The 10,617-nt window shown below is 54.9% G+C and carries 9 protein-coding genes and 1 pseudogene; 4 read left to right on the top strand and 6 right to left on the bottom strand.

Going from position 1 to position 10,617, the window contains the following annotated elements; all coding sequences use genetic code 11:
* Positions 1–254 (top strand): DDE-type integrase/transposase/recombinase (locus OA90_RS28295; RefSeq protein WP_156510693.1); only part of this gene is annotated, 254 nt, incomplete at its 5' end.
* 155 nt (positions 255–409) lie between these two features.
* Here the strand turns inward: OA90_RS28295 and OA90_RS26840 are convergent.
* The 6 genes from OA90_RS26840 to OA90_RS26870 all read right to left on the bottom strand — a co-directional run bounded on the left by OA90_RS26840 (position 410) and on the right by OA90_RS26870 (position 7,970).
* Positions 410–1,966 (bottom strand): HAD family hydrolase, encoded by a 1,557-nt coding sequence (locus OA90_RS26840; protein ID WP_068420020.1) that lies wholly within the window; start codon positions 1,964–1,966, stop codon positions 410–412.
* A 617-nt stretch (positions 1,967–2,583) separates the two neighbouring features.
* Entirely contained in the window at positions 2,584–3,240 is a 657-nt protein-coding gene (locus OA90_RS26850) for an SGNH/GDSL hydrolase family protein (protein ID WP_068420031.1), read from the bottom strand.
* Between the two features lie 29 nt (positions 3,241–3,269).
* Positions 3,270–4,226 carry an ABC transporter permease gene (locus tag OA90_RS26855; protein ID WP_068420022.1) on the bottom strand — a complete coding sequence of 319 codons (957 nt, stop codon included), beginning with the start codon at positions 4,224–4,226 and terminating at the stop codon, positions 3,270–3,272.
* A gap of 2 nt (positions 4,227–4,228) precedes the next feature.
* On the bottom strand, positions 4,229–5,191 hold the full coding sequence (locus tag OA90_RS26860; protein WP_068420024.1) for an ABC transporter permease: 963 nt from the start codon (positions 5,189–5,191) through the stop codon (positions 4,229–4,231).
* A gap of 25 nt (positions 5,192–5,216) precedes the next feature.
* On the bottom strand, positions 5,217–6,710 hold the full coding sequence (locus OA90_RS26865; protein ID WP_068420026.1) for a sugar ABC transporter ATP-binding protein: 1,494 nt from the start codon (positions 6,708–6,710) through the stop codon (positions 5,217–5,219).
* Between the two features lie 96 nt (positions 6,711–6,806).
* Positions 6,807–7,970, bottom strand: a complete 1,164-nt coding sequence (locus OA90_RS26870) for a substrate-binding domain-containing protein (protein WP_199823871.1) — start codon at positions 7,968–7,970, stop codon at positions 6,807–6,809.
* A gap of 264 nt (positions 7,971–8,234) precedes the next feature.
* Between OA90_RS26870 and OA90_RS26875 the strand changes: the two genes are divergently transcribed.
* The 3 genes and pseudogenes from OA90_RS26875 to OA90_RS28305 all read left to right on the top strand — a co-directional run.
* Complete coding sequence (locus OA90_RS26875; RefSeq protein WP_068420029.1) at positions 8,235–8,876, top strand: SGNH/GDSL hydrolase family protein; 642 nt, start codon at positions 8,235–8,237, stop codon at positions 8,874–8,876.
* Positions 8,877–10,028 carry an ROK family transcriptional regulator gene (locus OA90_RS26880; RefSeq protein WP_244274717.1) on the top strand — a complete coding sequence of 384 codons (1,152 nt, stop codon included), beginning with the start codon at positions 8,877–8,879 and terminating at the stop codon, positions 10,026–10,028. It begins immediately after the preceding gene.
* Between the two features lie 339 nt (positions 10,029–10,367).
* Positions 10,368–10,617, top strand: a pseudogene (locus OA90_RS28305) (IS6 family transposase); the annotation flags it as partial.

Here is a 10,617-nt window from a genome sequence, read left to right on the forward strand (position 1 = left end):
CGGATGCTGATCATCGAGCCCACAAGGGCCTGAATAACAGAATTGAAAACGCACACCGCCAGACCAGGAAGCGAGAGAAGATCATGGGGCGGTTCAAATCGCCCCGCCAAGCACAGCGTTTCCTGTCAGCCCACGATCAGATAAACACCATCTTTCGTCCCCGCCGATACAAACTCTCAGCCCGCTCCTGGCGACACGCCAGGGCAGATGCCTTCTGCCTGTGGTCCGACTACACAGCAGAAATGACCGCTTGAAAAAGCAGGGGCCGCGCTGCCTTGCATCCAATGACAAACAAATTGGCAATACCCTTTCGCGGCTTCCAACAACCGCACTATGGCATTTCAGATGCTGGTGTAGGAGACCGTCCACCTAATCAAGCCCCTATCACCCGCCTCGTTGCTGCCTTCAGTTATGCTGGTGGTTCAGCGTGTCTGGATAGCTCAATGAATCCCTTGTCATGCAGCGCCAAGAGTCCATTCGCAAAGCTGTCCACGATTATTGTCGCTCCCCGCTGGACCAACTTGCTGGCTATTCTTAATTTTTCGTCAGGCTCGCCACTACCGATCACACCGATCATGATGTCTGAGCTGGCACGACGTGACGACTCCATTCCGCCTCCGGAATCTTCCCACGTAACCACGATGTCCTCAGGGACAACACCCAACGCTTTCTTCGCCGCATTGTATACAGCCGGATCCGGCTTTGGTTTCTCCATATCAACACCGCTAAAGATGTAGTCTCCAAAGAGTTTGGGCTCATGCAGTGTCTCAAGGATATTTCTTGCATAATTTGCTGGAGCGGAGGTCGCCATGGCACATCTGCTGCCGCTCTTTCGCAACGCCTTGATTGCCTCCAGCGAGAAATCGGTTGCTTCGAGATCATTATCCCTTTTGAAGGACCGAACAAGTTCATCTAACGCTGTGGTTGCGACTTGACTTTTGTCTTCTTCACTGAGCGAAAAGCCTTGTTCGTTCGACAAGCTTTCAAGAATTGTCTCGACAACTATGCCGGAAAATCTTTTGTCATATTCTTCTCTGCTGAGTCCTCCTCCTCCTCGCTTCTTAATTTCGTGGTCGATCACCTGGACGAAAATGTGATCTACCTTGTGCGTCGTCTTGGCAATGGTGCCGTCATTATCGAACAGATTGACGACATCTGGGGAGCCCGCCGGACGATGGATCCACAGCAGTGCCCGGCCATCCCGGACGGCACCCAGGTCAATGCTCATTTTACCGAATTCAGGACTGGGATTGAGGCCAAGCGATATCGTGGGCTTCAGCACAGTTTCCGTGCCGACCTTATCGATACGAACCAGCATTTGATCAAGCTGTTCATGAAACTCGGTCCGAAGCTCAGGTGGCGTTTCTTCAATCAGTACTTTCTTATCCGGAAAGTCATCATTACTCCTGATCAATGCAGCAGTGACAGCGACAAGCTGGGTAATCGGTTTTCCGTTTTCCAGGTTGCGCACAATGGCCGGCCTGATTTCTCTTGACCATTGAGTATACGAATCTTGGTTGGAAGATATTCGACCTCCGCATACTTGCTTCGACAGCGCATCTGCGTTGACGTCCGGAGTCGACTCAAAACCGGCCTGTATTTGCTTTGCCACACCCCTTACGGCAACATGGTCGCCAGGGTCAACGAGACGTTCAAGTTGCATGACTGAAGCATACAAACTTGCAAATGTTAATACGGCGCGCGAGACTTCGGCTTCGGAAGAGCTTGCAATCATCTCTGGTTGCAACGATATGCCTTCGGCAGGGTGGTGGTGTGCCGATACCTTTAAAGAATTAGATTTGACATCTTTCTGTGCCGTACTATCCAAGTAGTTTTGCGTGTACTTATCCCCAAGGCTTTCATGCTTCTCGTCTTTTTTACCACGAGAAGCCGGACTTCCAAGTGATCTCTCTTCTTCGCGCGGCATCTTTGAAGAAACGTTAAATGTGCCAGGTGGCATCGACATAATTCTCTTCCCCTTTTCGCAAATTACATAATTCGAATGCTAGACAAAAAGAGGAATACGTCTGTCACATTTAGCACATCTACATTAATTAATATTCAGTATAGTAACCAATGACATAAAAATGCAGCCAAAACGAGCGTTGACAGAAAATTTCAAGCGTCGTGGTCGTCCGGGAGGTTATCTCCTTCGAAACTCCTTGAGCCTGCCGAGCATTCGTTAGATGACGTTTCTGCCTCTGTAAAGATATGGCGAAAAACAGTTCTCCCATTTCCGTGTTTTGCGGGGCGGAATGTTTGGCAGAGGTCCACGCGCCTTGTACATGGTCACTGTCGTAGCCTTTGCGTATTGCAGAACGCCGTTTGCCGGAACGAGTGGCAAGGGCGCTTCTGCCCCGGTGATGTCCGAGACATTGGCGCCGGCCTTTAGAACCCCGGTTTCCAATCAGATTTCTCCAGGTACCAAGCGTTGATCAGTTTCAAAGGAAATCATTTCCTGAAGGATGTCATTGTTTTCAAGGATTTTATTTTATGCCCGCCACGGAAACACATCGCTGTTCCGACAAATAAATTACAAAAGGGCCGATTTGCTATGTTTTAGGAAAACACTTCTTATTTTATCTAAAGAATTTCTTGCACTTTCCGAGCGATTGCCTTGCCCAGGTCGATATTGTTCTGTGTGGTGAAATGAATGCCATCGCAGCCGTCGGTGGTAATGTAATTGCCGGCGCTCAGGAAGGCGACTTTCATAAAGTCGGCCATGTTGCGGTATTGCTCGGCCAGCGCTGCCGACTTTTCGTGAGCTCCACCGAACATCCCCTGGAAATAGGAGTGCGGCATTGGAGTAAGGGGTGGGGGGGCGACGACCAGACACTTTGGGGCCGGATACGGGGTGCCGATACCACCGCCACATGTTAGCACTTGCCCGACCAGCTTCGCCATGCCGTAGGCGATATCGTAAGGTGTCCGGTTAAAGAACGGCTTGGTGTCGTTGGTGCCAAGAAGAATGATTGCCAGGTCGAGCGGAAGATGACTGGCAAGAGCCGTGGGCAGAAAATTGCTGCCGTTCAGGCGCGGGTCGTTGGGATCGTCGGCACTTGTGGTCCGGGCGCTGAGGCCTTCCTCAATAATGTGGTAGCCATCGCCAAGCTGAGCAGCCATGGCGCCCGTCCAGCGCTGTTCGTAGGGGTAGCGCATCGTTGGTGCGCCTTCCACCACGGGGATCCATCCCCAGGTCAGTGAATCCCCGAAGCAAAGTATCGACTTTTCTTCTGCCATAATTTCTTCCTCTGAATTGACGGAATGGTTCAATTGGATTTGGTTGTTCTCATGCCGTAAAAGGTTGCGGCGAGTAGGATGATCAGTCCCTGGGCAATGAGCTTGCCCGGATCGTCAATGCCGAAAGTGGTCATCACCACAAACAGCAGGGCGAAGGAAAGGACGCCAAAGAACGGTCCCCAGACTCCCCCCTCTCCGCGGCCGAATACGACGCCGCCGAGGATGGTCGCCGCAACCGCCATGATCGGCAGGTCGAGACCGACCCGGACACTGCCGACCGCTATGGAAGCGGTCTGCACGAGGGCTGCCACAGCGGCGATGAAACCGGCAAGCGTGTGGGCAAGAATGACGGTCCGCTCCACTGGGACACCGGAAAAATGCGCGGCTTCCGGATTTTCGCCGACCGCGGTGACGTATCTGCCGTACACCGTTTTGGAAAGAAATAGTGCCATAATCACGGTCAGAACGAACCAGAACAGCACCGGTGCCGGAACCGGACCCCACTTGATGTTGTAGATCTCGTTCAGATAGGATGGTACGTCGCCGGGCGGTTTGCCGCTTGAAAGATATTGGACGAACCCGACCAGGATGATGTTGACGGCCAGTGTGACAATCACGGCAGAGACACGGCGTTTGCCGATCATCCAGCCGTTGAAGAGCCCGATCATGATTCCGGTTGCAAGGCTGAGGCCGATATAGAATGGTATGGTCGCCCCGGGGAAGATCCCCGAGGAAATGAAATAGTTCACCAGCAGAATGATGCCTCCGCCGGAGAGGTCGATACTCTTTACCCGCATCACCAAAAGCTGCGCCAGGACGAGCACGCCGAGCGGTGCCACCTGGCGGATGAAGATGCCCATGATGTTGGCGTTGAGCATATGGGGCCGGGCAATCCAGAGCGTGACGAGCAGAATGACGAATACGAGATAGGCTGGCGGTACGCGCAGCAGTCGTTGCAGGAAAGCGTGCTTAACAATCGCAGACATGATCAAAGCCCAATCTTCTTGCGGGTCTGAAGCCCGACGACCAGTAGCAAGAGCCCGCCCTTGATTGCGGTCTGGATGAAGGGTGAAACGTTGGTGAGATTCATGCCGTTGGACAGGAGCGCCAGAACCAGGGCTCCGATCACCGTGCCCTGCAGGCTGCCGATGCCGCCGGACAGTTGGGTCCCGCCAACGGCGACTGCAGTGATCGCGTCGAGTTCGAACAGGAGGCCAACATTCGGGTCGCCGGAAACAATCCGGCCCGCCAGGAACACACCGGCGAGAGCCGCGAAGCACGAACAGGCGACATAGGCTAGAAGGATGTTACGCTTGTCCGCGACGCCGAAATTACGCGCGGCGTCCGGTGTGCTGTTGGCAACCCCGCCACCGATGGCGAAGAGATGAAGGCCGAAGCGGGAACCGTGCAAGAGCTTCCAAGCAACAAGGATCACCAGTAGGCCCCAGAAGACCGGCATTGGTATACCGAGAAACGACCCGGCAATCGAGTCGATGACGATATCGGGCACCGTGCCACCGGACACCGGGCGCAGAATACGGGTGATCCCCAGGATCACGTACTGCATCGCTAGGGTTGCGATGATTGGATGAACATTCAGCCGCGTGATCACCAGGCCATTGCTTATGCCGATCAGGGCAGCGAACAGAAAAACTGCGGGGATCGTCACGTATCCCGGAGCGTCGAGAGCCAGGATGGCGGTCGTGAAACTGATCAGGGATCCGACCGATAGGTCCAGTCCGCCGACCAGCACGACGAACATTTGGCCGATGGCGGTGATGATCAATGGCATTGCCTGGGCGATCAGGTTGAAGATGTTTTCAGATCCGAGGAACTGATCAGTACGAATACCAAGAAAAACGGCGATGCCGATTGCAAGCAGCATCGGCAGCATCCAGAGGCCCTGCCGGCCATTTGATTGCGTTAATTTCGCGAGAAATGCTTGTGTCATGATCACTTCAGTCTTGTGGGCAATCTCAGGCGCTCAGGGCGGCGTTGAGGATTTGGTGCTCCGTGGCAGTCTTGGCGGGAAGTTCCGCTACGATAGTTTTGCCGTGAACGACATAGATGCGGTCGCACAGACCGATGAGTTCGATGGTCTCTCTGGAGAGGACCAAGACGGCACCTCCGTTGTTCGCAAACCTGCGCAGCAACTTATATATTTCCGTCTTTGCGCCGATGTCGACGCCGCGCGTCGGTTCTTCGATAAGCAGCATGTCAAGACCGGCCACCAGGTAGCGTCCGAGAAGGACCTTTTGCTGGTTGCCTCCGGACAGGGCACCCACCGGTGAGGATGCTCCGGAGGCCTTGATGTTCATGCTGGAGATCGTCTCGGCGATCTTTTGCTGGTAGTCGTGCGCAATGGAGAGTTCGGCATGGACGGACGAAAGTCCGATGGCGATGTTGTCGACAATGGAAAGCCCCAGGAAGAGACCCTCTTCTTTACGGTCTTCCGGGACGAAGCCAACCTTTCTGGCTTGAAGTTGCCGGATACCGGCCGCTTTAGGGGCAGGAAGGGGCAGCGCCTTGCCCGTGATGGAAGCCGTTCCCGTCGACAGGTGGTACATGCCGGCAAGCGATCTGAGCAATTGCTGTTGCCCTTGGCCCTCCAGGCCTGCAAGTGCGACAATCTCGCCCTTGTTGACATGAAGGGAAAGCGGTTTGCTGCCCGGGTCGATCCTGAAGTCTTCCAGGGCGAGGACAGCCTCGGACGAGGACTGTCCGCGGGGCGGAAAGAGATCCTGAAGCTCCCGGCCAACCATCATTGCGATCAGACTGTCAGGAGTCATGCCGCTCAAGTGGCGCGTTGCAATCAGTTTGCCGTCCTTTAGGACGGTCACGGTATCGCAAATGCCGAAAATTTCGTCCATTCGGTGCGAAATATAGACAACCGCCTTACCTTCCGCGCGCAGACGCCGGATCTGGGCATTCATGATCTCGACATCTGCTGCGTTCAAAGCGGCGGTTGGTTCGTCGAGAATGAACACCGAAGCGTCCGCCTTGATGCCATGTGCGATTTCGACGAACTGGCGTTCCGCGATGGAAAGTTCGGAAACAAGGGTGTCGGGGTTCAACTCCAGCCCCAGTACCGCCAGGGCTTTTCGAGTCTCTCGCCGTATCCTTTTACGGTCGACAGTACCGAACCGCGTCACCGGTTCTCTGCCAAGAAACATATTCTCGGCAATGGTCAGGTTGGCAAGGAGTGATAATTCCTGGAAGACGGTGGATATCCCAGCCTCGAGTGCTTCCCTTGGCGTCTCGAAGCTCACCTTCTGTCCGTCGCGGAACAGGTCGCCGGCGTCTGGCTGGTGGACGCCAGCAAGGATTTTCATGAGTGTCGACTTACCGGCACCGTTCTCGCCCATCAGGGCGTGAACCGCTCCGGGCATGAGCCTGAGCGATACGCCGTCAACCGCTTTGCTTCCACCGAAGGATTTTGAAACCTTCGACATCTCAACGAGGCACGCCATTGCCCTCTCCCCGGATCAAAACTGGATCTTTTCTGTTGATGGCCAGCCGGTCCGCGAATATGCGGGACCGGCTGGCCATCCTGCCTCGGTAGGAAACTATTTCTTGCCGTAAAGCTCCTGCAGCTTTTCCTCTGGCAGTTCGGTGGGCCACCACACGTTTGCCGAAAGGTCTTCACGGTAAAATTCCTTAGCCTTGTCAACGCTCCAGCCTGCCGGGTTGTAGTCGTAGTGCTTCTTGAGGTCCTTTCCTTCCAGAAGAGCAACAGCTGCACGCACGCCAGCGGCGCCTTGGGCCGGAGCATATTCAGCGGCGATGGAGTCAAAGCCGTCCCGGATCCATTGACCGAAGAAGCCATTGTTACCTTCGCCGGAAATCGGTGGAATAGTGGCTCCGAACTGCTTGAACACGTCAACGCAGGCGCGAGTCATGTCGGCACCGGAAGACCAGATTCCGTCCACTTCCGGATTGTTTAGATAGAGTGTTTCACACAGGTTCTTGGCCTTGTCGTACTGCCAGTCGCCATGTTCCTCAGCGATAATTTCGATGTTTGTGCCTTCCAGAGACTGCAGCAGGCCGTTGTAGCGATTGGTATCCTCCGGATGACCGGCGAGACCGCGCAAAATCCAGATTTTGCCGTCATTGCCAACCTCGTCGACAAGCCAGTCCCCCATTACCTTGCCGAAGTGTTCGGCGCCGCCCTGGATCTCGGTCGTATAGGCATCGCTTTCAATGCGGCCCGTATGCAGCACCACCGGAATGCCGGCCGCGACGGCTTTTGCAATCGAGGCGTCGGCAGATGTAGACGTTACCGGCTGGACGATGATGGCGTCGACTTTTTGTGCCACAAGGTCCTCGATATCGGCGACCTGTTTTTTCTGGTCGAAGCCGGCATCAAGCAGAATGAATTTGGTGACGCAGTCGTTCTTCGCGGCGGCTGCCTCGGACTCGTGTGCAACCTGAACTGTCCAGGTGTTGGCATTCACGCCGAAGTGGCTCATGCCGATGGTCCAGGGACACTCTTTCTTGTATTTCCCTGCTTCGATGACCGGATTGTCGCCGTCTCTGGCGGTCACGCCCTCCATCAGGAACGCTTCTTCTGCGAAGGCCGGGTATGACGAGAAGGCGATAGCTAGGTAGCCCGCCAAAGTACCAAGTTTAAAATATGTCATCGAATTTCCTCCTCGAAATTCAGGCTTTTGATCAGCTTGTGAGAAGACCGCCGAGCGTTTGACGTCAGCAATTGGCCTTCTTGTCCGCACAGGTCAGCAGTTCCGGCAGGGGAACCAACGCCGTTCGCCGAAACACAATTCCGGCAGCGGGCGACATGCCTGCGATGGGTGGGACCTCCTCCCAGGACAGTTAAAAATCACGGCATGACTTGCCTGTCAATAGTTATTCATATTGAATGATTAATTGTAGCGCTTGCCAGAAACGTCCGCGAGTGCAATGTATTGCTGCAGAATGGTCTTCCGACCTTCGGGGCAATTTATTGTTTTCAATGATGAAATCAGGACGGTGCCAGAATGCGCACGATCTTGTGTTACGGCGACTCGAATACGCATGGACAAATTCCGGGTGGCACGCCGCTTGACCGATACACCTTCGAAAGGCGCTGGCCGGGCGTGCTTGCCCGCGAGCTAGGCACGGGGTGGCATATCATCGAGGAAGGCCTGAGCGGTAGGACAACGGTCCGTGACGATCCGATCGAGGGTGCGATGAAAAATGGCCGCACCTATTTGCGCCCATGCCTGATGAGTCACACGCCGCTAGATCTTGTTATTATCATGCTCGGCACGAATGATCTGAAGGCCCGTTTCAACCAGCCGGCTTCTGAAGTTGCGATGGGTCTCGGCTGTCTGATCCATGACATCAAGGAGCTTGCTCTTGGCCCCTCCTGCACCGTCCCCGAAATTATGATTGTCTCTCCACCGCCAATGCTGGACGACGTCAAGGACTGGCAGAACATCTTCAAGGGTGCGCAGCAGAAATCCCATGAGCTCGCCCTGCAGTTCGAAATTATGGCCGATTCGCTTGAAGTACATTTTTTCGATGCTGGAACAGTATCCACCTGCGATCGGCTGGACGGGTTTCACATCAACGGAGAGGCCCACGAGAATCTCGGTGTGGCTCTTGCGCGGGAAGTGGAGGCGATCGGTTGGAAATGAATGCAGCGCGGGACCGCGGCCCGGTATCCGCAGGACCCCAAGGATGTCGGAGGGCAATGCATGCCTGATATGAGGTTTGCGCCGCCTAATCCGCTAAGAATTGCTGACAGGTCCTCTGGCTTGAATGCGGTGAGTGTGAGAAGTCACAACGAGCGCCTTGTGCTCTCGTTGCTACTGCAGAAATCGGCGACGACGCGGCTGGAGATCGGCGAGCAGACGGGATTGTCCGCGCAGACGGTATCTGTTCTGGTCAGGTCTCTGGAACAGGAAGGACTTGTCGCAAAGGGAGAAGCGCAGAAAGGCCGCGTCGGTCCGCCAACCGTGCCGCTCACACTCAATCCTGAAGGTGCATTTTCCATCGGCATCAGCGTTGGTAACCGGCATACCGATATTGTTCTGATCGATTTCGTAGGCAAGATCCGCTTTCACAAGACTCTGCCCAATCCGCAGCTTGCCCATGGAAGCAATCATTCTGATTTCCTGGAGACAATTGCCCGCGCGGTAAAGCTTTTGCCGGACGCGGAGCGCGACCGTCTGGCTGGCGTGGGCCTTGCCTTGCCACGACACCTCTCGGGGGGCATGGATGATGAGGCCTATTTCGAGGCGTTGCAGGCGGAGATTGAGGAACAGCTCGGTATTGCGGTCTTCGTGCAGAACGACATCACCGCGGCCGCGAGCGGCGAGAGCATGTTCGGTGCTGCCAAAACCCAGTCGGATTACATGTTCTTTTATCTTGGCGCCAATTTGCACGGGCGCTTGATTCTCAATCACCAGATTTACAATGGTAATTCCACGGTTAGCTTTGATGTTGGAATCTCGGCACTAGAACGGAAACTCATCCGTCAGGGCAAAGAAGTTGAAGCGTTGTGGGACCGTGTAGGCGTCTGGCCGGACTATGGCGAGGTGATTTCGGAATGGAAAGAGCCGCTGATAGATCAGATGAACGACTCCCTGAATGCGATCAGTCAGTTCGTGGAAATTGAAACGGTGTTTCTGTCTTCCTATGCCCCTGAGAGGGTGTGCCAGGAGATTTGCCGGAAGCTTGAAGCCGCCAATCCGAATATCAGGGCGAGTGCGGGTAATATTGCAGGGTCCCCAAAGGCCGTTGGCGCAGCCAGCCTACCGTTCAGCTCGAGATTCATGGTGAGTTGAGCTTGGCTGACGAAGCCGAAACGACTTGCCGATGCCTAATTGTGAGCGATACTTGAAGTGCGACGAACCGGAGAATAGCGATTTTGTCGATGTCGGCGACTCAATCACGGGGTGGCCTCTTGAGCTATACCGCGGACTGAAAGAATGGGCTTCTTGCGACGATGAAAAGCCAGACCAAAGCCAAAGCTCCCGGTGGCGCGATCAGTTGACGCGCCACCCTTAGGCTTTGATCCAAATTGATCGCGTCACCGGAGCCCATTGAGGGCATTTTGCAAACGCCTTCCGTCCGGGGGGTATTGCCAAGTTGTTTGACCCCGGCGTTTCGGTTATCGAGACGACATGAGATTGCCGAGCACTTTCCCCCGTCTGAAGGGGTTTCGTTTTCCGCGTGGAGTTGTCGCCTACGCAGTGTGGGCCTATCATCGGTTTGCTCTGAGCACGGCCGATGTGGAAGACCTTCTTGCTGAACGCGGTGTTATCGTGAGCAGGGAAACGGTTCGTCTCTGGATCAACCGCTTTGGCCGACATTTTGCCGACTGCATTCGCAGAGACCGGCCCAAGCCGAACGATAAGTGGCATATGGATGAGG

The organism is Labrenzia sp. OB1 (assembly GCF_001624695.1).
Classification (GTDB): domain Bacteria; phylum Pseudomonadota; class Alphaproteobacteria; order Rhizobiales; family Stappiaceae; genus Roseibium.

Coding starts and splice junctions, on each gene's coding strand:
- OA90_RS26865 (WP_068420026.1), bottom strand. CDS start 6,710: ATGGCGTGCCTCGTTGAGATGTCGAAGGTTTCAAAATCCTTCGGTGGA.
- OA90_RS26855 (WP_068420022.1), bottom strand. CDS start 4,226: ATGTCTGCGATTGTTAAGCACGCTTTCCTGCAACGACTGCTGCGCGTA.
- OA90_RS26840 (WP_068420020.1), bottom strand. CDS start 1,966: ATGTCGATGCCACCTGGCACATTTAACGTTTCTTCAAAGATGCCGCGC.
- OA90_RS26875 (WP_068420029.1), top strand. CDS start 8,235: ATGCGCACGATCTTGTGTTACGGCGACTCGAATACGCATGGACAAATT.
- OA90_RS26860 (WP_068420024.1), bottom strand. CDS start 5,191: ATGACACAAGCATTTCTCGCGAAATTAACGCAATCAAATGGCCGGCAG.
- OA90_RS26880 (WP_244274717.1), top strand. CDS start 8,877: ATGCAGCGCGGGACCGCGGCCCGGTATCCGCAGGACCCCAAGGATGTC.
- OA90_RS26850 (WP_068420031.1), bottom strand. CDS start 3,240: ATGGCAGAAGAAAAGTCGATACTTTGCTTCGGGGATTCACTGACCTGG.